Here is a 22,186-nt window from a genome sequence, read left to right as displayed (position 1 = left end):
GTTCGACCCCGCGCCGGGCATGGCCGGGCGAGAGGATCCGTCGTTGATGGGATGGAGTGCCGCATGACCACGAACGCTCCTGGAGGCCCCGGCATACCGCCGACCTGGACCAGCAGCGCCAAGGACATGGTCGGGACCGCGCTCGGCCCCTCCCGTCTGTGGTTCACGACCGGGTACGGCATCGTCAACGAGGTCTACTTCCCGCATGTCGACATGCCGCAGATTCGCGACCTCGGCTTCATCGTCGCGGATGGCCGGGGCTTCTGGGTCGAGGTCAAGCGGAATGCGGACTACACGCTGACGACTCCCGGCCCTGGCATTCCCGCGGTGCAGATCCTGCATCGCCATGCCCGGTTCGAGCTGAGCCTGCGGATCGCGCCCGACCTCGAGAGGGATGTGCTGCTGGTCGAGGCGATCCTGACCGGAGATCCCGAGCTCAGGCTCCATGCCCTGCTCGCGCCGCATCTCGGTGGCACCGGCGAGGACAACAGGGGCGAGGTGTTCATGAACCGCGACCGCAAGGTGCTCTGCGCCGAGCGGGGCGCCTTCGCCCTCGCGCTTGCCGCCGCCGACGCGGTCTCGCAGCACGACGCGTGGCGACGCGCCAGCGCCGGCTTCGTCGGGGCGAGCGACGGATGGCAGGACTTCGCCGCCAACGGCGCCATGGCCTGGACCTACGACCAGGCGGGCCCCGGGAACATCGCACTGCTCGGCGAGCTCGGGAGCCGGACCGCGGTGCTCGCGCTCGGCTTCGGCAGCGACAAGGAAGCCGCCGCGACCCTGGCGATCTCGGCGCTGATCCAGCCCTTCGACGCGGTGTGGCACCGCCATGTGCGGGGCTGGGAGGCTTGGCATGCCGAAAGCCTGGATCTGGGCCGGTGCCATGGCGAGTTCCGGGACGCGGTGCTCGTCTCGGCCATGGTGCTCCGGACCCACCAGGACAAGACCTTCCGGGGTGCCATGGTGGCAAGCCTCAGCATCCCTTGGGGCAACAGCAGCGACGACACCGGCGGCTACCACCTGGTCTGGCCGCGCGATCTCGTCGAGACCGCTGGCGCGCTCCTCGCTTACGGCAGCGTGGACGCCGCCCGTGACATCCTGCGCTACCTGATCGCGACGCAGCTGGCGGACGGGCGCTGGTCGCAGAATCAGTGGCTCGGCGGCCGGCCGCGCTGGCTTGGCACCCAGCTCGACGAGGTCGCGTTTCCCGTCCTTCTGGCCTCGGCGCTCGCGGAGGCCGACGCGCTCGGCGGCATCGCGGTGTCCACGATGGTGCGTAGGGCGCTCGGCTTCATCGCGCTGCACGGTCCGGCGACGGACCAGGACCGCTGGGAGGAGACGCCGGGCGTCAACACCTTCACCCTCTCCGTCGCCATCGCCGCCCTGGTCTGCGGCGCCGAGTTGCTCGGCGCGGAGGAGAGGCGCGACATCCTCCTGCTCGCCGATGACTGGAACGAGCGGATCGAGTCCTGGTGCACCGCCGGGCATCCCGCACTCGTCGCCCGGCACGGGGTTGAGCGCTACTATGTGCGCGCCGCACCGGCGACGGTATTCCAGGACCGCGCGGCGATCCGGGAGCCGGTTCCGGTCAAGAACCATGATGGCGAATGCCTGGTTCCTGCGGACACCCTGATCGGCACGGACTTCCTGCAGCTGGTCCGGTTCGGGCTGCGCCGTCCGGACGATCCGACGGTGACTTCGACACTGGCGCTCGTCGACGCCATGCTCCGGGTGGATACGCCTGCCGGTCCGAGCTGGTACCGCTACAATGGCGATGGCTACGGAGAGCACGAGGACGGCCGTCCCTACGACGGCACCGGCCGGGGCCGGGCCTGGCCCCTGCTGACCGGAGAGCGCGGCCATTACGAGCTCGCCGCCGGCCGCCCGGCGGGGGCCCGCGCCCTGCTGCGGGCAATGATCGGCATGGGTAGCCCTTCCGGACTCATCCCGGAGCAGGTCTGGGAGGCAGCGCCCATCCCGGCGCAGCGGCTGTTCCCGGGGCGGCCCTCCGGATCCGCCATGCCGCTGGTCTGGGCACATGCCGAGTTCATGAAGCTGACTGCAAGCCTGCAGCTGGGCCGGCCGGTCGACCGGCCCGAGCCGGTCTGGCTGCGCTACGGTGGCAACCGGCCCGCCGCGAGCCGGGCCCACTGGACCCGGCGCATGCCAGTGGGCTGGATCCGCGCGGGGCAGGGCCTGCGGCTCGCCCTGGAGACCCCATCCCTGATCCATTGGGGCCTGGACGATTGGCAGAACCCGCGCGACGTGCCGACAGTGGCAGGCGCGCTCGGGCTGCACCTGGCCGATCTGGCGACGGAGGGCCTCGAGGTCGGACGGCGCATCGTCTTCTCCATCCAGGAGCTGGAATCAGGGCGCTGGATCGAGCAGGACCGGGCCATCGTGATCGCCTCGGATGAGGCACCCTCCTCGGCGACCGCGCCTCCGCTCGCACGAGACCGGGCACAGCACGCCGAAATCGCTTCCCAACTCTCGGCGGAGATGGCGCCGTGAATGCCGAGCAGGACGGGTTCGGCGTCACGGCGGCGTGGATCTCCCGGGAACGCCATCATCCCGCTGCCCGGCTGCGTGGCGTGAGAACAGGCAGCGAGGAGGAGCCTCCGCATGAGCAGCACCACCAATCCTCTGCGCCGGCTCGCCGAGTTCGGCCAGTCGCCCTGGCTCGACTTCATCCGGCGCGGCTTCATCGCCGACGGCTCCCTGCATCGGCTGGTCCAGGCCGACGGGCTGAAGGGCGTCACCTCCAACCCGGCGATCTTCGAGAAGGCGATCGGCGAAGGTACCGATTACGACGAGGGCTTCCGCCGGCTGGCCGCCAAGGGCGACCACGGCGCCGTCGAGATCTACGAGTACCTGGCGATCGAGGACATCCGCGCGGCCTGCGACGTGCTGCGGCCGGTCTACGAGGCAACGCGCCGGGTGGACGGCTATGTCAGCCTCGAGGTCTCGCCCTACCTGGCGCTGCGGACCGAGGAGACGGTCGCCGAGGCCCGCCGGCTCTGGAGCGCGGTCAACCGGCCCAACCTGATGGTCAAGGTCCCCGGGACCGAGGCGGGCGTGCCGGCCATCCAGCGACTGACCTCCGAGGGGATCAATGTCAACGTCACCCTGCTCTTCGCCCGCAGCGCCTATGCAGCAGTGGCCGAGGCCTTCATCGCGGGGCTGGAGGAGCGCGCCGGGCGCGGCGAGGACATCAGCCACGTCGCCAGCGTCGCCAGCTTCTTCGTCAGCCGCATCGACACGCAGATCGACAAGGAGATCGACCGCCGCATCGCCGCTGGCGACCCCGAGTCCGACGCGCTGCGCCGGCTGCGCGGCCGCGCCGCCATCGCCAATGCCAAGCTGGCCTACGTTCATTATCAGGAGCTGGCCGCCGGTTCCCGCTGGCGGGCACTGCGCGGCGCCATGCCGCAGCGGCTGCTCTGGGCCAGCACCGGCGTGAAGGACAAGGCCTATCGCGACGTCATGTATGCGGAGGAACTGATCGGCCCGGACACGGTCGACACCCTGCCGCCCGCGACCATGGACGCCTTCCGCGACCATGGCCGTCCCCGCGCCTCGCTGACCGAAGGGCTGGACGAGGCAAGGGAGGTGCTGGCCATGGCCGAGCGGCTGGGCCTCGATCTCGATGCTGTGACGCAGCGCCTGGTGCCGGACGGCGTGCGGCAATTCGCGGATGCGGCGGACCAGCTGCTCGGCGCCGTCGCCGCCAAGCGGACAGCGATGCTCGGCGACCGGCTGCTAGGGCTGGAGGTGACGCTGCCGGAGGCTGAAAGCAAGGCGGTGGAAGCCGAACTGGCGCGCTGGCGCGCCGAGGGCGGCATCCGCCGCCTCTGGGCCGGCGACGCCGGGCTCTGGACCGGCACCGACGAGGCAAGGTGGCTCGGCTGGCTCCGCATCCTGGACGAGCGGAGCGCCCATCTCGAGGCGCTGCTGGCCTTCCAGCGCGAGCTGCGCGAGGAGGGCTTCACCCATGCCGTGCTGCTCGGCATGGGCGGTTCGAGTCTCGGGCCCGAGGTGCTGGCCGAAACCTTCGGCCGGCAGGAGGGCTATCCCGAGCTGCTCGTGCTGGACAGCACCGACCCTGCGCAGATCGCCGCCTTCGAGGCGCGATGCGACCTGGCGCGCACCCTTGTGATCGTCTCCTCGAAATCCGGAAGCACACTCGAGCCGAACATCCTCAAGGCGTATTTCTGGGAGCGGCTGAAGGCGGTGGTCGGCCCGGAGCGGGTCGGGCGACACTTCGTCGCGGTCACCGACCCCGGCTCGCAGCTGGAGCGGGTGGCTGGACATGACGGCTTCCGCCGCGTCTTCCCCGGCGACCCCAGCATCGGCGGGCGCTACTCCGTGCTGTCGAATTTCGGCTTGGTCCCGGCGGCGGTGATGGGGCTCGACCTGCGCCGCCTGCTCGCTTCCGCCGCACTGATGGCGCGGAGCTGTGGCGCAGACGTGCCGCCGGCGCAGAACCCCGGCGTGCGGCTGGGGGCCGTGCTCGGCGTGCTCGGCCGTGCCGGGCGGGACAAGGTGACGCTCACCGCCTCGCCAGGGGTGGCCGATCTCGGTGCCTGGCTGGAGCAACTCATCGCAGAGAGCACGGGCAAGGTCGGGCGCGGCCTCGTCCCGGTGGATGGCGAGACGCTTGGCGCACCTGATGCCTATGGCGGGGACCGCCTGTTCGCCCACCTCCGGCTCGATGCCGGGCAGGATGCGCCGATGGAGGCGTTGGCGCGCGCCGGCCAGCCGGTGGTGCGCCTCGCGCTGACCGACCGCTGGCAACTCGGGCAGGCATTCTTCCTCTGGGAGATGGCGGTTGCGGTCGCCGGCAGCATCCTCGGCATCAACCCCTTCGACCAGCCGGACGTCGAGGCGAGCAAGGTCAGGACGCGCGCACTGACTGCTGCCTATGCGGTCTCTGGCACCTTGCCGGCCGAGGCGCCGGCACTGACCGAGGACGGGCTGGCCGTGTTCGGCGAGGTCGCGCCTGGCGGGTTCGACGCGGCCATCCGCGCGCATCTCGGCCAGCTCGGCGAGGGCGACTACTTCGCGCTGCTCGCCTATGTCGAGCGGAGCGAGGCCCATCGCGCCGCCCTGCAGCGGATGAGGATGGCCGTGCGCGACGCGAGGCGCGTGGCGACCGTTGCCGAGTTCGGGCCGCGCTTCCTGCACTCGACCGGCCAAGCCTACAAGGGCGGGCCGAACAGCGGGGTTTTCCTGCAGATCACTGCTGCACCGGCCCGGGATCTCCCGGTACCGGGAGAGAAGTACAGCTTCGGCATCGTCGAGGCGGCACAGGCTCAGGGCGACCTGGAGGTGCTGCGGGAGCGCGGGCGGCGGGTGCTGCGGGTGCATCTGGGCCTGGACACCGAGGCCGGTCTCCGCCGGCTCGAGGCGGCGGTCGTTCGGGCGCTGGGGTGAGCGGAAGGGCAGGGAGCGGCGGGATGGACATCGGCATCGTCGGCCTCGGCCGGATGGGCGGCAATATCGGCCTGCGCCTGATGCGGGCGGGCCATCGCTGCGTGGCGTTCGACCGCAGTGCCGAGGCCGTGCGGCACCTTGCTGGCGCTGGTGCCACACCGGCCGAAAGCCTCACCGCGCTGATCCACCAGCTGGCGCCGCCGCGCGCCATCTGGGTGATGCTGCCGGCCGGCCGCGTCACGGAGGAGACCGTGGCCAAGCTAGGCGGGTTGCTCGGGCGCGGCGACATCGTCATCGATGGCGGCAACAGCTTCTGGAAGGACGACGTCCGGCGCGGGCGGGAGCTGGCGGCGCGCGGCATCCTCTATCTCGATGTCGGCACCTCCGGCGGCGTCTGGGGGCTGGAGCGCGGCTACTGCCTGATGATCGGCGGCGACAAGGCCGCGGTGGAGCGGCTCGATCCGATCTTCGCCGCGCTCGCGCCGGGGCTCGGCGACATCCCGCGCACACCGGGGCGCGCGGAGCGCGATCCCCGGGTGGAGCGGGGCTATCTGCATTGTGGCCCGGCCGGCAGCGGCCATTTCGTGAAGATGGTCCATAACGGCATCGAGTACGGGCTGATGCAGGCCTATGCCGAGGGCTTCGACATCCTGCGCAACCGTGCCTCCGAGGCACTGCCGGAGGAGGAGCGCTTCACCCTCGACACCGCCGACATTGCCGAGCTCTGGCGCCGCGGCAGCGTCGTCTCCTCCTGGCTGCTCGACCTCTCCGCCGCGGCCCTGGCGGAGGACGCCGACCTCTCCAATTTCCACGGCGAAGTGCAGGACAGCGGCGAGGGCCGCTGGACCGTCCAGGCTGCCATCGAGGAGGCCGTTCCGGCGCTGGTGCTCTCGGCCTCGCTCTATGCGCGGTTCCGCTCGCGTAGCAGCAATACCTTCGGCGAGAAGCTGCTGAGCGCCATGCGCTTCCAATTCGGCGGCCATGTCGAGACGACCCACGGGGAGAGCAAGCGATGAAGGAACGTCTCTGCCCGGACCCGGCGCGGCTGGCCCGCGCCGAGCCGGCCCCGCCGGCCAGCTTCGTCATCTTCGGCGCCTATGGCGACCTGACTAAGCGGTTGCTGATACCGGCGCTCTACAATCTCTCCGTCGCCGGGCTGCTGGCGGAGGGTTTCGAGGTGATCGGCGTCGACCACAATGAGCGGAACGACGAGACCTACCGGCAGCACCTGACCGAGGCCATGCAGGGCTTCGTCGCCAACCAGGACGGCGAGTTCGCGGCCGATTCGCTCAACAGCCGTGCCTGGGGCTGGCTGCGCGACCGGCTCTTCTATCTCACCGGCGACTTCGAGGACCCCGCCACCTACCAGCGCCTGGGCGAGCGCCTCGCTACGGTGCGGCAGGCGAGGGGTCACGGCAATTGCGTCTTCTACCTCGCCACCGCGCCGCGCTTCTTCGGATCGATCGTGGAGCGTCTGGCCGAGGCCGGGCTGATGCGCGAGCAGGAAGGCGACTTCCGCCGCGTCGTCATCGAGAAGCCCTTCGGCACCGATCTCGCCTCCGCCCGCGCGCTGAATGCCCAGATTCTCAGCCTGGTGGAGGAGAGACAGGTATTCCGGATCGACCACTTCCTGGGCAAGGAGACGGTGCAGAACATCCTGGCGCTGCGCTTCGCCAACGGCATCTTCGAGCCGCTGTGGCGCCGTGAACATATCGACCATGTGCAGATCACGGCGGCCGAAACGGTCGGAGTCGAGGGGCGCGGGCGCTTCTACGAGACGACCGGGGCGCTGCGCGACATGGTGCCCAACCACATGATGCAGCTGCTCGCCATGACCGCCATGGAGGCGCCAAGCAATTTCGGAGCCGATGCGGTGCGGGCGGAGAAGGCCAAGGTCGTGCAGGCGATCCGGCCGCTCAGCCCGGAGGAGCTGGCGCGCGACCTGGTGCGCGGCCAGTACGACGCCGGCATGCTGCGCGGCGCACCGGTCCCCGGCTATCGCCAGGAGCCGAACGTGGCACCCGACAGCGGCACCGAGACCTACGTCGCGATGAAGCTGCAGATCGACAACTGGCGCTGGGCCGGCGTGCCCTTCTACATCCGCACCGGCAAGCGGCTGGCGGCGCGGTGGACCGAGATTGCCATTCAGTTCAAGCCGGCGCCCTACACCATGTTCCGCGAGACGCCGGTGGATTGCATGACGCCCAACCTCATGGTGCTGCACATCCAGCCGAACGAAGGCATCTCGCTCGCCCTCAGCGCCAAGCAGCCCGGCCCGGCGCTGCACCTCGCCGATGTCAGGATGGACTTCCGTTATGCCGACTGGTTCAAGGCCGAGCCGAGCACCGGCTACGAAACCCTCCTGTACGATGTGTTGATCGGCGATGCGAGCCTGTTTCAGCGAGCGGACAATGTGGAGGCCGGCTGGGCTGCCGTGCAGCCCATGCTCGCATCGCCGCCTGCCATCGAGCACTACGCCGCCGGCAGCGAGGGCCCTGCCGGCGCCGAGGCGCTGCTGGCGCGCGACGGCCGCCAATGGCTGAAGCTCGCATGATCTCGCCCATGCGCCTGCCGGTGCCCGGCGTGGACAGGACCTTGGCGGCGATGGGCAACGCGCCCGCCGCCGTGCAGGCCGAGGCGGCGGCGGTCACCCTTTCCTGCGACGCGGACGGCCTCGCCGCGGCGGTGCGGGACGTCCTCCTGCCACGCGCGCCGAGGCGTGTGTCATGAGCCGACCGCGCCCCTCCCGGCTGTCGCTGCTCCTGGCCGATGTGGATGGCACCCTGGTGACCCACGACAAGGTGCTGACCGAACGCGCGACCCGGGCCGTCCGGGCGCTGCGGGGGCGTGGCGTGCGCTTCGCCATCACCTCGGGCCGGCCGCCCCGGGGCATGGCGATGCTGATCGAGCCGCTGGCGCTCGACCTGCCCATCGCCGGCTTCAATGGCGGGCTGTTCGTCGCGCCGGACATGTCGGTCATCGAGGGCCATACCCTGGAGGCCGAAGCGGCGCGACATGCGGCATCGGTCATCCGCGACCACGGCCTCGACCTTTGGGTCTATGCCGGGACCGACTGGCTGCTGCGCGATCCCGGGGCGCCGCATGTCGCGCGGGAGCAGTGGACGGTGAAGTTCCCGCCGAAGGTCACGGCGGACCTCGATTCCGCGCTGGATCATGCGGCGAAGCTGGTCGGTATCAGCGACGATCTCGACCTGGTCGCACGCTGCGAAGGCGCGGTGCAGCAGGCGCTCGGCAGCGCCGCCTCGGCCGCGCGGTCGCAGCCCTACTATCTCGACGTGACGCACCCGCAGGCGAACAAGGGCGGCGTGGCGGAGTGGCTCTCCCGCCATCTCGGCATCCCCGAGGGCGAGATCGCCACCATCGGCGACCAGCCCAACGACGTGCTGATGTTCCGCCGCAGCGGCTTCGCCATCGCCATGGGCAATGCCAGCCCCGAGGTCCAGGCCCAGGCCGACGCCGTCACCGCCTCGTACGACGACGAGGGCTTCGCCCGCGCGGTCGAGCGCTTCTTCCTGGACGGGGCGCCGGCATGACGCAGGTCGCCGCCCCGATCCTCGCCGCCGATTTCGGCCGGCTGGCGGAGGAGGTCCGCGCGGCCGCCCAGGCGGAGGCCGACCTGATTCATGTGGACGTCCTGGACAGCCGCTTCATCCCCGAGACCAATTTGGGCACGCCCGCCATCGGCGCGGTGCGGGCCGCGAGGTGCAGGCCGGTCGAGGCACAGCTGATGAGCACCGAGCCCGAGCGGCACCCAGACGGCATTGCCGGCGCCAGCGCCCGAGGCCGCCAAGCGGGTGCTGCCGAAGAGCCGCCGGCTCCGGACCGTGAGCGACCTGCTCGGCCGCGACCCCCTGATCGAGGCCGATGGCGGGATCAGCCCCGATATCGCGGGGCGGAGATCCTCGTCGCCGGCCCGGCAATATTCCACGCGGCGGCCATCGCCGCGCTGCGCAGTGGCGGGAGGCACTTGGGGTGACCACTGCAATAGAGGTCCTGGCCGCCCCCGATGCCCTGGCCGAGCGGGTCGCTGCCTGGCTGATTGAACAGGCGAGCGCCAAGCAAGGCAGCTTCTCGCTGGCGCTCTCGGGCGGCTCCACGCCGGAGCGGTTGTACCGGCGGCTGGCCGCAGCGCCCTGGCGGGACCGGATGCCGTGGGAGCGTGTGCACCTGTTCTGGGGCGACGAGCGCTGCGTGCCGCCGGACCATCCGGACAGCAACCAGCGCATGGCGCGGGAGGCGATGATCGCGCAGGTCCCGATTCCGCCCGGGAATGTGCACCCCGTGCCGGTGGACGGCGGCTCGCCCGAGATGGCCGCCCGGCTCTACGAGGCGGAGCTCCGCGCCTTCGCGGCGGAGCGGCCGGGGGAGCCACTATTCGACGTGCAGCTGCTCGGCCTTGGTCCGGACGGGCACACCGCGTCGCTGTTCCCGGGGACGGCTGCTCTGGCGGAGCGCAGCGCCTGGGTTGTGGCCGTGGTCGGCGCTAGGCCGGAGCCACGAATCACCCTCACCTACCCCGCGCTCGAGGACAGCGGTGCGGTGGCGTTCCTGGTGAGCGGTGCCGAGAAGCGGGCGATCCTGCGGCAGTTGCTCGAGGGCGATGCCACCCTGCCGGCCGCCAGGGTGCGGCCGAAGGGCGCCGTCACGGTCTTCGCCGATCAGGCGGCCATGGGAAGATGAGCGGCATGATCGGCCAGGACGCCCTGAAGCGGCGCGCGGCCGAGGCGGCGGTTGCGGAAGTCGAGGACGGCATGGTGCTCGGCCTCGGCAGCGGTTCCACGGCGGAGCTGGCCCTGCATGCGTTGGCGGTGCGCGTCGCGGCAGGGTTACGGGTTTCGGGCGTGCCCACCTCCGCGCGGACCGCTGGGCTCGCGCGCCAGCTCGGCGTGCCGCTGGCCGACTTCGCCGCCCATACCCGGCTGGACCTGGCGATTGATGGCGCCGATGAGGTGGAGCCCGTATCGCTCGCCCTGATCAAGGGACGTGGTGGCGCCTTGCTGCGGGAGAAGATCGTCGCCGCGGCCAGTCGTCGCATGCTGGTCGTGGTGGACGAGTCCAAGCTTGTGCACCGTCTCGGGCGCGGAGCCATTCCCGTGGAGATCGTCGCCTTTGGCTGGCAGGCGACCTTCGCGCGCCTCGAGGCAGCCGGCATGCATCCGGTGCTGCGACGCGCGACGGACGGAGCCCCGTTCCTGACCGACGGCGGCAATCACATCGCCGACTGCAGTCCGGGGCAGATCGACGATGCAGCCGCGCTTGATCGTCGGTTGCGCGACGTTATTGGCGTGGTCGAAACCGGGCTGTTCCTCGGCTTGGCTTGGCGCGTCATTGTGGCCAGCGCCAAGGATGTCGGTTGGCTTGGGCCAGAGCAGCCTCCGACCTGATGGATCGCGCCGTGATCCATCAGGTCGGAGGCTGCTCCGGATGTCTTGCCCCAGGGTGTAGCGGGTCGGATCTGAAATGAATCTGGATGGCTGTTCTGTCCAGGCTCTGCAGACAAGCTCGTAGGGGGGGGGTGAGCCCACGCAGGATCTTCAGATGCCCTGCATGGTTGTCGGCGTCGAGAAAGAGCTGGAGGCGCCGCCGAAGCTCGTCGTGGCTGCCGTAGTGGTATCGACGGACGGTGGCGTCCTTCAGGGTGCGGTTCATGCTCTCGATCTGGCCATTCGTCCACGGATGCGCGGGCTCCGGGGTGCGGTGCTCGATGCCGTGCTTGTCGCAGGCGTGACCGAAGGCGTGGATGAGCCAGAGCTGCGGTTCGCCTCTGGCTGCCCGATAGGCTTCGGCGGCGGCCTCCGCTTCCTCGGTGCTCGGGGTGCGGTCGAAGAGCTGCGTGCCGTTGTTGGTGAGCACGAGGTGAACACGGTAGGGCATAGCGGCGACCAGGGCGTGGAGGAAGTCGGCCGCGATGCGGCGTGTTGCCCACTCGTGCAACTGCACGAAGGCGAACTTCGAGGTGCGGTCGATGGCGAGGAAGAGGTAGAGGCGCCCTTCCTCGGTGTGCACCTCGGCAATGCCGATGTGGAAGAAGCCGATCGGGCAGGCCTTGCAGCAGGAGCGCTTCACCTTCGTGCCATCCGCTTCGGACAGCACGGCCATGCCATGGCGCTGCGGGCAGCGGTGCAGCGAGGATCGGGGCAGGTGCGGCAGCGAGGGCTGCAAGGCATGGAGGCCGTCATCCAGCGGCAGGAGGGAGTGGCTCACCTCGGCGCTCGGATCCGCCAGAATCTGTTCGGCCCAAGGGCTGGCGAGGATGCGACTCAGGTCGAGCACGCGGATATGCGACAACGGACCAGCCGCGGCTGTCTTCCGTGAAGCAGGCGGTGATCAGATGGTTCGTTTGCGCCTGGCCGGGCGCGGCGGGTCGCGCGGCCGGAAGCCGTCCAGGAGCATGTTGCAGTAGCGGTCCGCGAACTCCGCAGCCGGCGTCTCGCCGTCGGACCGGTACCAGCGTGCCATCCAGTTCAGCGCCGATAGCACAAGCATCACCGCGGCGCGCTGATCCGTCAGACGGAACACGCCGCTGCGGCAGCCTTCGGCGATGATACCCTTGAGCACCGCTTCATACCGGTCGCGCAGCTCCAAGGCGCGGCCGCGCCCCTCCGTGGCCCTCAGGCCGCGGAAGCCGAGCTGCGCGGCGATGTAGGCGTGCTCGTTCTCATGCAGGTACTGGGCATGCACCCGCATGAAGGCGCGCAGCTTCGCCGGGGCGTCCGGCTGCGCGGCGACAGCCGCCTCGGCGCGTGCGCGCATTTGCGACAGGACGGAGGTGACGATCTCGGTATAGATCTCCTCCTTGTCGCTGAAGTGGTAGTAGAGCGCCGGCTTGGAAACCCCGACTGCCGCCGCGATGTCGCTGATGGACGCACCGGCGTAACCCCAGAGCGCGAACTGCTCAGCCGCGCGCTCGACGATGAGGCGTCGTGTGTCGCGGCCTTCGTTCTGCTGGGGTTCGGCCACCTCAGCGACCCTTGAAGACCGGCGGGCGCTTCTCGGCGAAGGCACGTCGCGCTTCGTGCGCATCCTCGGTCGCGGAGATCGCGGCGGTCATATCCTGCTCATAGCGGTAGCCGTCGCGCAGGCTCATGTCCTCGATGGTGTTGAGCGTATGCTTGGCCAGGCGGGTCGCGGAGGGGCTCTTGGCGGCGATGGTCCGCGCGATCTCCATCACGGTGGGCAGCAGATCGGCGGTCGGCAGGCAGGCCTCGACAACACCCTGCCGGTACAACTCCTGCGCCGGCACGCGCCAGCCCGTCAGCATCATGCGCCGGGTGCGGGAGTGACCGAACAGGCGCATTGCGTGACGCCCGCCGCCCAGAAGTCCGACATCGATCTCCGGCAGGCCAATGACAGCGGCTTCGCCAGCATAAAGGATGTCGCAGGACGCTGCGATGGCGAGGCCGGCACCGAGCGCCGGGCCCTGCACGGCGGCAATGACCGGCTTCGCGCATTCGCGGATGGAATGGAAGCACTCGCGCGTACGGCGCGAATGCGCGGGCAGGTCACCGGGGCCCATCGGCTTCTCGGCCCGCGCCTTCAGGTCGGCGCCGGCGCAGAAGACACGGCCTTCCGCGGCAAGGACGGCGACGCGGATCTCCGGCATGTCGCCGATCCAGTCGAAGGTCGCGGTCAGCTCGTCATTGAGCTGCCGGCTGAGCGCATTGACCGGCGGGTTGTTCATGACGACGAGGGCGATGCCGTCCTGCACGTCCAGCTTGATGGTCTGCAAGTCCTGCATGTCGGTTCAATCCGGTGCCTGATGTGATGACGTTCGGCGTCTCGATCTGGAGGCGTTGACCGAACGGTAAGTAGGGTCGATGATGCCGCCAGAACGCTTCCAGAGGAAGCGCCAAATTTGCCGTCCGCGGCAAGAATGCCAGTGAGGGAACGCCCACAGATGCCCGCTCAGCCCGCCTCGCACCGGATCGGCCGCCGCGCCGTTCTTGCCGCGGCCTCGGCCATGCCGTTGGCACCGGTCGTCGTTCGTGCGTCGAGCTGGCCCGATCGCCCCATCCGATTTGTCGTGCCCTATGCTGCGGGTGGAACCTCCGACCTGCTGGGACGCCTGATCGCCAATGCGCTCGGCCCGGCGCTGGGGCAAACGATGGTGGTGGAGAACCGCCCCGGCGGCGGCGCCACGGTGGGCGCGGCTTCCGTCGCCCAGGCGGCTCCCGACGGTTACACGCTGCTTCTCGGCACGCCCGCCGTGCAGGCGACCAACCGCTTCATGATGGCAAGCCTGCCTTACGATCCGGACCGGGCCTTCACGCCGATCGTCAACATCATGCGCACGCCGAACCTGCTGGTCGTGCATCCTTCCGTGCCGGCCCATTCGGTCGCCGAGCTGATCGCGCTGTGCAAGCGGCAGCCGGACACCCTCTTCTTCGGCAGTTCCGGCGTCGGCTCGACCTCGCATCTCGCCGGCGAGATGCTGCGCGTCATGGCGAAGATCGAGATCGCCCACGCGCCCTTCCGCGGCACCGGCCCCAATGTTCAGGCGCTGCTGTCGGGCGAGGTGAAGATGTCCCTCGACGGGATGCCCGCGCTTCTGCCGCATATCCGCGAAGGCCGCCTGCGCCTGCTCGCAGTCACCACGCCGGCCCGATACGCGAGCCTGCCGGACACGCCCGCCGTCGCGGAAACCTTGCCCGGCTTCGACGCTGCGCCGTTCAACTACATCACCGGCCCCGCTGGTCTGCCGCAGCCGATCGTGGAGCGCGTCAACACGGCGATGAACGCGATCCTGAACGAAGCCACCTTCCGCAGCCGCTTCCAGGAGCTGGGCTTCGAACCGATGGGAGGCACGCCGGCGGAGCTGGCCGAGGTCATCCGCCAGGAGACCGCCCGTTGGGGCGAGGTCATCAGGGCGGCGGGCATCCGCATCGAATGAATGTGCCGGCCGCAAGACGGGGCTGGCCTGCGCGCGGACCCTGACTTGCCTTCAGGCCAGCAGGCCGAAGAACCAGGCGAGCAGCACTGCCAGCAGGACGCAGAGCGCGAGGCCCGTGCCGATGATGGCGCGGTTGCTCAGCCGGCGACCCGGCTGTGCAGCGGGCATTTCAGCCGCCCTCCCCGCGGAAGAAGGTCCGCCGCAGCAGCAGCGTGTAGTCAGCCTCGAACACCATCAGGGCCGCGAAGACCAGCACGAGGACGGGCGGGACCAGGATGGCGTAGGTCAGCGCCAGCCGCTCCCACCGCATATGCATGAAGACGGCGACGATCAGCCCTGCCTTCAGCATCATGAGCACCAGGATCAGGCCCCAGCGCAGGAGACCCTGCAGGTGGAAATAGTCCACCAGATAGGAGAAGAAGCTGAGGACGAAGAGCCAGCCCCAGACCACGAGGTAGGTGCGGATCGGGTGCTGCTGGCCCTCCTCCACGGCGGGGACAGGTGCGGATGCATGCGCCATGGGCGGCTCCCTCACCAGAGATAGAACAGGGCGAAGATGAAGACCCAGACCAGGTCCACGAAATGCCAGTAGAGGCCGGCGATCTCGACCATCTCGTAGCGGCCGCGGCGGCCCGTCAGGAAGCCGGGGCGCTGGTCGTCGAACTCGCCGCGCAGGACCTTCCATGCGACCACCAGCAGGATGATCACGCCGATCGTCACATGCGTCCCGTGAAAGCCGGTGATGGTGAAGAATGCGGCGCCGAATTGCGGGGCGCCGAACGGATTCTCCCAGGGCCGCACGCCCTCATGGATCAGCTTGGACCATTCGAAGGCCTGCATGCCCACGAAGAGCGCGCCGAAGAGCGCGGTGACGAGCATCAGCGCCGCGGTCTTCCTGCGGTCGCGCCGGTAGGCGCAGTTCACCGCCATCGCCATGGTGCCGCTGCTGCTGATCAGCACGAAGGTCATGATGGCGATCAGGATGAGCGGCAGGTGCACGCCGCCGATCTCGAGCGCGAAGACTTCGCTCGGGTTCGGCCAGGGCTCCGTCGTGGACATCCGCACCGTCATGTAGGACAGCAGGAAGCAGCTGAAGATGAAGGTGTCGCTGAGCAGGAAGATCCACATCATGACCTTCCCCCAGGACGCGCCCTTGAAGGAGCGCTGGTCCGAGGACCAGTCGGCGACCACGCCGGGCCAGCCCTGAGGGCGGGTGGCGGTCCCGTGTTCCAGCTGGGCGGTGTCCATCGGCCTCGATCCTACCTGAACGGGGTCGCGCAGAGCGCGACAAGCCAGTCGAATGGCGGCGAGAAGGCGAGGGTGAAGAACAGCAGGATCCATGCGGCCAGCAGGAAGTGCCAGTAGCTGGCGCAGAGCTCCACGCTCAGTTGCAGCCGGGCGAGTGGCGCCTGCCGCAGGCTGGCACCCGTGCGGCCCAGTGCGACCAGCCCGCCCAGCAGGTGCAGCCCATGAAAGGTGGTGATGAGGTAGAAGAACGCATCGGCCGGGTTGTTGGCCGGCAGGTAGCCGGAGCCGGCGAGTTCCCGCCAGGCCAGGAGCTGGCCGAGCAGGAACAGCAGGCCCGCGCCCCCGCCGAGCATCAGGGCGGATGCCACGGCGTCCCGCCGCCCCCGCCGTGCCGCCTGGACGGCGCGGTGCAGCGCGACGCTGGCCAGCAGCAGGACGACCGTGTTCGCCCAAAGCAGGCGGGGCCGCGGCGGCGGGCTCCAATCCGCCATCTCCATCCGCATGGAGTAGGCGCTGAGCAGCAGAACGAGCAGCGTCGCCGCGACCGCCATGAACATCCAGAGCCCAAGCTTCGCGGCGGGGATGGAGATGGGGCGCACCGGCCCGTCATCCAGTGGCCCGGCTTCGAGCCAGGGCCTGGTCGCGAGGCCTTGCCGTGACAGCCACCAGAGCGCGACCGCCACAAGCCCGCCGAAGAGCAGCAGCGTGCCGGTCATGCCGTCGCCTCGCCCCTGGCGACATGCAGCGGGGGCGGCAGCTTCTGGTTCTGCGGCACGAAATCATCCGCCGCGCCGGGCACGGCATAGTCATAGGCCCAGCGATAGACCACGGGTAGCTCGCGGCCCCAATTGCCGTGGCCAGGCGGCGTCTCCGGCGTCTGCCACTCGAGCGTCGTCGCCCGCCAGGGGTTCGGGCCGGCCTCCCGGCCACGGCGCAGGCTCCAGAAGAGGTTGAACAGGAACAGGATCTGCGCGGCGCCGACGACCAGCGCCATGACGCTGATGAAGGCATTGAGGTCATGCGCCGATTCCGGCACGAAGGAGGTCTCGCCGATCTCGTGGTAGCGCCGCGGCATGCCAAGCAGGCCGAGATAGTGCATCGGGAAGAAGATCGCGTAGGCGCCGAGGAAGGTGATCCAGAAATGGATCCTGCCCATGGTCTCGCCGAGCATCCTGCCGGTGACCTTCGGATACCAGTGATAGATGCCGCCGAAGATGACCATCACCGGCGCGACGCCCATCACCATGTGGAAATGCGCCACGACGAACATCGTGTCGGAGAGCGGCACGTCCACCACGACATTGCCGAGGAAGAGGCCCGTCAGCCCGCCATTGACGAAGGTGACGATGAAGCCGAGCGCGAAGAGCATCGGGGTGTTCAGGTGGATGTTGCCGCGCCATAGCGTCAGCAGCCAGTTATAGACCTTGATCGCGGTCGGGATGGCGATGATCAGGGTGGTGGTGGCGAAGAAGAAGCCGAACCACGGATTCATCCCGCTGACATACATGTGGTGGGCCCAGACCACGAAGCTCAGCGCGCCGATCACCACGATGGCCCAGACCATCATGCGGTAGCCGAAGATATTGCGGCGCGCATGGGTGCTGATGAGGTCGGAGACGATGCCGAAGGCGGGCAAAGCGACGATGTAGACCTCCGGGTGGCCGAAGAACCAGAAGAGGTGCTGGAACAGGATCGGGCTGCCGCCCCCGTAGCGGAGCTGCTGGCCCATCTCGACCAGCGTCGGCATGAAGAAGCTCGTCCCCAGCAGCCGGTCGAGCAGCATCATCACGGCGCCCACGAACAAGGCAGGAAAGGCGAGCAGCGCCATCACCGTCGCCGTGAAGATGCCCCAGATGGTCAGGGGCATGCGCATCAGCGTCATGCCGCGGGTGCGGGCCTGGAGCACCGTGACCACGTAGTTGAGCCCGCCCATGGTGAAGCCCACGATGAAGAGGCAGAGCGAGAGCAGCATCAGCACGATGCCCCATTCGCGCCCGGGCGTGCCCGAGAGGATGGCTTGCGGCGGATAGAGCGTCCAGCCCGCGCCGGTCGGGCCCCCGGGGACGAAGAAGCTCGCCACCAGCACCAGCACGGCCAGCAGGTAGACCCAGTAGCTGAGCATGTTGACGAAGGGGAACACCATGTCGCGCGCGCCGAGCATCAGCGGAATGAGGTAATTGCCGAAGCCGCCGAGGAACAGCGCCGTCAGCAGGTACACCACCATGATCATCCCATGCATGGTGATGAACTGGAGATAGGCCTGCGGGTCGATGAAGCTGAAGGTGCCGGGGAAGCCGAGCTGCAGCCGCATCAGCCAGGAGAGCACCAGGGCAACCGAGCCGATGGCGAGCGCGGTGAAGGAGTACTGGATGCCGATGACCTTGGCATCCTGGCTGAACACGTAGGTTGACCACCACCCGTGCGGATGGGGCAGCTCCATCTCCGGCACTTCCGCAGCCGGCAGGTGGCTGCCGGTGCCGTGCGCGAGCTCGCTCATCGGACCGCCTTCCTCCATCCTGGCCGGCTAATCCCGATGGAGTCGGGCTCACCGTGCCGATTGCTTGGCCCGCGGCACCTTCAGCGGCGTTCCGCGAGCTGGGCGAAGCTGCGCTGGCCTTGCAGCCAGGCGTGGTGCTCCGCTTCGGTCTGCACCACGACGCGGCCGCGCATCACCGCGTGGCCCGCGCCGCAGAGCTCGGCGCAGAGAACCTCGAAGGTGCCGGTGCGCGTGGGGGTGAACCAGAAATAAGTGACGGAGCCCGGGATCATGTCCATCTTCGCCCGGAACTCCGGCACGTAGAAATTATGGAGTACGTCGATCGAGCGCAGCAGCACCTTCACCGGCCGGCCGATCGGAAGGTGCAGGTTCTCCGCCTCGATGATGATGTCGTCCTGGCCCGCCGCATCGTCACGCACCAGGCCAAGTGGATTCTCGGGGTTGATCAGGCGCGTTTCCACCGCGCCGAGACGGCCATCGGCGCCGGGCAGCCGGTAGCTCCAGCGCCATTGCTGGCCGACGATCTCGACCTCGGTCGCATCCGCCGGCACGCTGATGAAGCGGCTCCACACGAAGAGCCCGGGCGCGAGCATGGCCGCGACGCCAAGGGCGGTCGCGACCGTGAGCCAGACCTCGAGGCGCTTGTTCTCCGGCTCGAAGGCCGCGCGCCGGCCCGCCCTGGCGCGGAAGCGGAACACGCAATACGCCATGAACAGGACGACGGCGACGAAGACGATTCCGGTGATCCAGAAGGTGATCGTGATCGTGGCGTCGATGTAGTCCCAGTTCGATGCGATGGGTGTCCACCACCAGGGGCTCAGCAGGTGGAACACCACCGAGCCGACCGCGACGAGCACGAAGATGAGCGCAGCCGTCATGGGCGCGGCGCCCGTGCCGCGCGGTCCTCGGAATCGAGGCGCGGAGGGTCTGGCTCACCCTCAGCGTGGCAAGGAGGCGAGGCGACCGCAGCCATGGTCCAACCCTCTGCTGCGCTCCGCGACGTGGCAGCAGGCAGGCACCGGAGCGCCAAATGCATAGCACCACAGCTCGCTCGGCCGCAGCCAGCCTTGAGTGAAGGGTTTGCGGCTCACAATCTCGCGCTTCACGCGAAATCCCACGCTCGCCGGATCGAGTGCGCGGGACGAGCGCTCGGCAAGCCTTGGCCAGGACATGGCCCGGCAGGGAGGCGGCAGATCCGTTCAGGCAGCGCCGTCATCGTGGCCGAGCAGGTGCAGCAAGCGCAGATTTTGCCCGGGGATCTTCGCTGGTGGGTTCCCTCCGCTGCTTCTGTCGGAGGGAGCCCGTCGCCGGGCGCGGACCTCGCTCGGTGGTGCGCCGCGCCGTCGGAGCCGTTCGATGCCAAACGGCGGGGCGTGGTGACGGCTGACATGGCAGAGGGTGTGGCGGCCGAGGCGGGCGCCTGATTGCCGGCGGGGCGAACCAATCCGCGCCCCATCGCTGCCCAACTGCGACCCAGGCTGTTTCCGGCCCTGGCGGCAGGATGTCCAACTCACTGAAAAGATTGGCGGACCCGATACGATTCGAACGTACGACCTTTGCCTTCGGAGGGCAACGCTCTATCCAGCTGAGCTACGGGTCCGTGCCACGGGCTTCCTAGCGCAACCTGCCGCGCCAGGGAAGGGGCCCCCGCCGCTTACCGTTTCCCGGCATAGCTCGCCCCCATCCCGGCCGAGGGATCGTTCTGGATGCCATAGGGCGGGATCGGATAGCGCAGCCCGTTCTTCGCCAGCGCCTTCATCCCTTCCACCGCCACCCGCAGATCGGCCGGGGAGAGGGCCATCAGCATCTCCTCATCCGGCACGCCGCCATAGCGGCGCTCGGCGAAGCAGGGCAGGGAGAGGCTGGGCTGCCCCGTGGCCAGGGCCCGGCCCCAGCTATCGGCGCAGGCGGTCTCCCCCACCACGCTCCATTCGAATTTCCGGTAGTTCCGGTACTGCAGCCCGTTGATCAGGATGATCATCTGCCCCGGCGTGGCGTAGACCAAGCAAATGGCCGGCGCCGGCAGCCGCCCGCTCTCCAGTGGGCTGACCGCCATCGCCTGGTAGCGGCCGAAGGGCACGCAGCTCAGCGCCTGTTGCCGCGCCGCGGCATCCTCCTGCGTGCCGTGCCACACATTCACGTAGCGCTCCCCGCGCAGGAATTCCTCGTCCCGCGGCGCCAGCCCGATGACGGCCCCGCACTGCGCCCCCACCAGATCCGCCTGGGTGATCCCCACCGTCCAACCGAGCCGGGAGGCCATGCTGACGATCTGGTCCGTGGTGTGCTTCGCCTTCGGCCGGCGGATGCGCGGAATCGCCTCCATCTCCTCCACCGTCTCGAACATCTGCATGGCGGCGATGGTGGTCTTCAGCCGCAGCAGCGCATTCACCTCGGTGACGAGGCGCTGCGCTTCGGTCGGCGCGGTGTCGGACATCGGCGTTTCTCTCCCTGACGCGGATCATTGGTCACAGCGCCTTGTAGAGCCTCGGGCGGGCGGGATCGACTGCCGCCGGCATCGGTCCGGCGCGGCCAGCGGCCCGGATGCCCGGCCCTGCCATGGCAGGGCCATAGCCAGGCGTCGTGCAGCCCGGCGCTCGGCGCCGGTCCCCGGCCTCCGCCACCTGCTCAGCCCTTTCACCGCCTTGCCGTTCAGCCTCTCCTGGAGGGCGACGCGGGGCATGGGCGGTGGCCGGCGTCGCGCCGATAACCGTCGCAGGGACGGCGCCGGTCACCCGCCCATCAACGCCAGCCCCTCCGCCACCGAGACGAATTCTCCGCCCCCCGCCAGCTTCGCCGGGCCGAACCTCTCCGCGAAGATCCGTCGCACCGCCGGCACCAGGGAGGTGCCGCCGGTCAGGAACACCCGGTCCACCTCCTCGGCGCGCAGCCCGGCATCGGCCAGTGCCGCCTCCACCGTGGCGGCGATTCTCGCCAGCTCCGGCGCGATCCAGGCCTCGAAATCGGCACGTGCCACCTCCGCCTCCACGGCGAAGTCCTCATGCCGGAAGCGCAGCATGGCCCGCTCCGCGCCCGAGAGCGCCGCCTTCACGCCGGAGACGGCGCGGTAGAGGGCATAGCCCGCCTCCTCCTCCACCAGCCGGATCAGGTGATGCAGCCGTTCCGGCGCTTCTGCCGTGCGCGCCACCGCCTCGATGTCGGCCAGCACCTTCGGCGCCCGCATCAGGGAAAGCCGGTGCCAGCGGGCGAAGCCGGTGTACCAGCCGGCCGGCACCGGCATCATCTTCCCCATCACCCCGTACTGGCTGCCCTTGCCCAGGCGGGGCGAGACCACATGGTCGATGATGCGGTAGTCGAAATCATCCCCGGCGATGCCGATGCCGGCATGGCCCAGCGCCACGGCCCGCGCCCCCGGCTCGAAGCGCAGCACGGAAAAATCGCTGGTGCCGCCGCCGAAATCGCCCACCAGCACCGTCGCCGGGCCGTCCAGCGTCGCGGCGAAGCGGTGCCCCGCCGCCTCCGGCTCCAGCGCGAAGCGCAGCGCGGGGAAGCCCGCCTCGGCATAGGCGGCGCGCAGCCGGGTCTCCGCCAGCGCCTCGTCCGGTGCATCCCCGGCGAAGCGCACCGGCCGCCCGGCCACCACCATCCCCGCCCGGTCGCCCAGCAGGGCGCGCAGGAACAGGCCGATCAGCCCCTCCAGCTTCCAGCTCTGCCCGGCGATGCGCGTCTCGCCGAAGCTGCGCTGCGCCAGGTAGGATTTCATGGACATGATCAGCCGGCAGGCCAGCGGATCCTCCAGATAGGCCTCGATCGCCGCTGGCCCGGCGGCGTCGCGTCGCCGCCCCGCCTCGGTCCAGAAGCAGAGCACGCTGCGGAACACCTCGAAGCTCTCGGCGCCGAGGGCGAAGCGGGCGGTGGTCAGGCGGCCGGCGGCATCACGCAGCGCCACCACACTGTTGGTGGTGCCGAAATCGACACCGAGGACGGGAGTCATGGGCCGCGGGTTTGAGCAGCCCCACGCCCCCACTGCAAGCCCGTTCCACGGTCCCGGGGCCGAAACCCCGCCGCCCGTTGCCCCGCCGCGGCTTTGCCGCGACGGGCTGTGCGAGGCGTTGGGCGTAGGGCCCCAACGGGCCCCA

At 69.5% G+C, this 22,186-nt stretch carries 19 protein-coding genes, 1 tRNA gene and 1 pseudogene; 10 read left to right on the top strand and 11 right to left on the bottom strand.

Features of this window, described 5'->3' with window-relative positions; all coding sequences use genetic code 11:
- Positions 1–63: 63 nt before the first annotated feature.
- From NJ376_RS14710 to rpiA, 9 genes are all read left to right on the top strand, one after another.
- Complete coding sequence (locus NJ376_RS14710) at positions 64–2,511, top strand: glycoside hydrolase family 15 protein (protein WP_252954046.1); 2,448 nt, start codon at positions 64–66, stop codon at positions 2,509–2,511.
- Between the two features lie 111 nt (positions 2,512–2,622).
- A complete protein-coding gene (locus NJ376_RS14705) occupies positions 2,623–5,433 on the top strand; it encodes a bifunctional transaldolase/phosoglucose isomerase (protein WP_252954045.1) in 2,811 nt (936 codons plus the stop codon).
- A gap of 23 nt (positions 5,434–5,456) precedes the next feature.
- Positions 5,457–6,449 carry a phosphogluconate dehydrogenase (NAD(+)-dependent, decarboxylating) gene (gene gnd, locus NJ376_RS14700; protein ID WP_252954044.1) on the top strand — a complete coding sequence of 331 codons (993 nt, stop codon included), beginning with the start codon at positions 5,457–5,459 and terminating at the stop codon, positions 6,447–6,449.
- Positions 6,446–7,987: a glucose-6-phosphate dehydrogenase gene (gene zwf / locus NJ376_RS14695; RefSeq protein WP_252954043.1), complete on the top strand. Its 1,542-nt coding sequence runs from the start codon at positions 6,446–6,448 to the stop codon at positions 7,985–7,987. The genes gnd and zwf overlap by 4 nt, the downstream gene beginning before the upstream one ends.
- Entirely contained in the window at positions 7,984–8,163 is a 180-nt protein-coding gene (locus NJ376_RS14690) for a hypothetical protein (RefSeq protein ID WP_252954042.1), read from the top strand. The genes zwf and NJ376_RS14690 overlap by 4 nt, the downstream gene beginning before the upstream one ends.
- Positions 8,160–8,987, top strand: coding sequence for a Cof-type HAD-IIB family hydrolase (locus NJ376_RS14685; protein ID WP_252954041.1), 828 nt, complete (start codon positions 8,160–8,162; stop codon positions 8,985–8,987). The genes NJ376_RS14690 and NJ376_RS14685 overlap by 4 nt, the downstream gene beginning before the upstream one ends.
- Positions 8,984–9,430, top strand: coding sequence for a beta/alpha barrel domain-containing protein (locus tag NJ376_RS14680; protein WP_252954040.1), 447 nt, complete (start codon positions 8,984–8,986; stop codon positions 9,428–9,430). The genes NJ376_RS14685 and NJ376_RS14680 overlap by 4 nt, the downstream gene beginning before the upstream one ends.
- Complete coding sequence (gene pgl, locus NJ376_RS14675) at positions 9,427–10,134, top strand: 6-phosphogluconolactonase (protein WP_252954039.1); 708 nt, start codon at positions 9,427–9,429, stop codon at positions 10,132–10,134. Before NJ376_RS14680 ends, pgl begins: the two co-directional genes overlap by 4 nt.
- On the top strand, positions 10,131–10,838 hold the full coding sequence (gene rpiA / locus NJ376_RS14670) for a ribose-5-phosphate isomerase RpiA (RefSeq protein WP_370288282.1): 708 nt from the start codon (positions 10,131–10,133) through the stop codon (positions 10,836–10,838). The genes pgl and rpiA overlap by 4 nt, the downstream gene beginning before the upstream one ends.
- A gap of 48 nt (positions 10,839–10,886) precedes the next feature.
- Here the strand turns inward: rpiA and NJ376_RS14665 are convergent.
- The 3 genes and pseudogenes from NJ376_RS14665 to NJ376_RS14655 all read right to left on the bottom strand — a co-directional run.
- Positions 10,887–11,652, bottom strand: a pseudogene (locus NJ376_RS14665) (integrase core domain-containing protein); the annotation flags it as partial.
- 129 nt (positions 11,653–11,781) lie between these two features.
- Positions 11,782–12,414: a TetR family transcriptional regulator gene (locus tag NJ376_RS14660; protein ID WP_252954038.1), complete on the bottom strand. Its 633-nt coding sequence runs from the start codon at positions 12,412–12,414 to the stop codon at positions 11,782–11,784.
- A 1-nt stretch (position 12,415) separates the two neighbouring features.
- On the bottom strand, positions 12,416–13,192 hold the full coding sequence (locus NJ376_RS14655) for an enoyl-CoA hydratase/isomerase family protein (RefSeq protein ID WP_252954037.1): 777 nt from the start codon (positions 13,190–13,192) through the stop codon (positions 12,416–12,418).
- Positions 13,193–13,351: 159 nt separating this feature from the next.
- Between NJ376_RS14655 and NJ376_RS14650 the strand changes: the two genes are divergently transcribed.
- Positions 13,352–14,344 (top strand): Bug family tripartite tricarboxylate transporter substrate binding protein, encoded by a 993-nt coding sequence (locus NJ376_RS14650; RefSeq protein ID WP_252954036.1) that lies wholly within the window; start codon positions 13,352–13,354, stop codon positions 14,342–14,344.
- A 169-nt stretch (positions 14,345–14,513) separates the two neighbouring features.
- Here the strand turns inward: NJ376_RS14650 and NJ376_RS14645 are convergent, their stop codons facing one another.
- The 8 genes from NJ376_RS14645 to NJ376_RS14610 form a co-directional block, all read right to left on the bottom strand.
- Positions 14,514–14,864 carry a cytochrome C oxidase subunit IV family protein gene (locus NJ376_RS14645; protein ID WP_252954035.1) on the bottom strand — a complete coding sequence of 117 codons (351 nt, stop codon included), beginning with the start codon at positions 14,862–14,864 and terminating at the stop codon, positions 14,514–14,516.
- 11 nt (positions 14,865–14,875) lie between these two features.
- Complete coding sequence (locus NJ376_RS14640) at positions 14,876–15,592, bottom strand: heme-copper oxidase subunit III family protein (RefSeq protein WP_252954034.1); 717 nt, start codon at positions 15,590–15,592, stop codon at positions 14,876–14,878.
- A gap of 11 nt (positions 15,593–15,603) precedes the next feature.
- The gene (locus NJ376_RS14635; protein WP_252954033.1) at positions 15,604–16,308 is read right to left on the bottom strand and encodes a cytochrome c oxidase subunit 3; all 705 of its coding nucleotides are present in this window, start codon (positions 16,306–16,308) and stop codon (positions 15,604–15,606) included.
- Entirely contained in the window at positions 16,305–18,089 is a 1,785-nt protein-coding gene (gene ctaD, locus NJ376_RS14630) for a cytochrome c oxidase subunit I (RefSeq protein ID WP_252954032.1), read from the bottom strand. Before ctaD ends, NJ376_RS14635 begins: the two co-directional genes overlap by 4 nt.
- 80 nt (positions 18,090–18,169) lie before the next feature.
- Entirely contained in the window at positions 18,170–18,967 is a 798-nt protein-coding gene (locus tag NJ376_RS14625; protein ID WP_252954031.1) for a cytochrome c oxidase subunit II, read from the bottom strand.
- 645 nt (positions 18,968–19,612) lie between these two features.
- Positions 19,613–19,689, bottom strand: a tRNA-Arg gene (locus NJ376_RS14620).
- Between the two features lie 54 nt (positions 19,690–19,743).
- Positions 19,744–20,523, bottom strand: a complete 780-nt coding sequence (locus tag NJ376_RS14615; RefSeq protein WP_252954030.1) for a DUF169 domain-containing protein — start codon at positions 20,521–20,523, stop codon at positions 19,744–19,746.
- Between the two features lie 294 nt (positions 20,524–20,817).
- Positions 20,818–22,041 carry an Hsp70 family protein gene (locus NJ376_RS14610; RefSeq protein ID WP_252954029.1) on the bottom strand — a complete coding sequence of 408 codons (1,224 nt, stop codon included), beginning with the start codon at positions 22,039–22,041 and terminating at the stop codon, positions 20,818–20,820.
- Positions 22,042–22,186: the final 145 nt, after the last annotated feature.

Source organism: Siccirubricoccus soli, assembly GCF_024178315.1.
GTDB classification, from domain to species: Bacteria; Pseudomonadota; Alphaproteobacteria; order Acetobacterales; family Acetobacteraceae; genus Siccirubricoccus; species Siccirubricoccus soli.
This window is presented reverse-complemented; position numbering and strand designations above follow the sequence as displayed.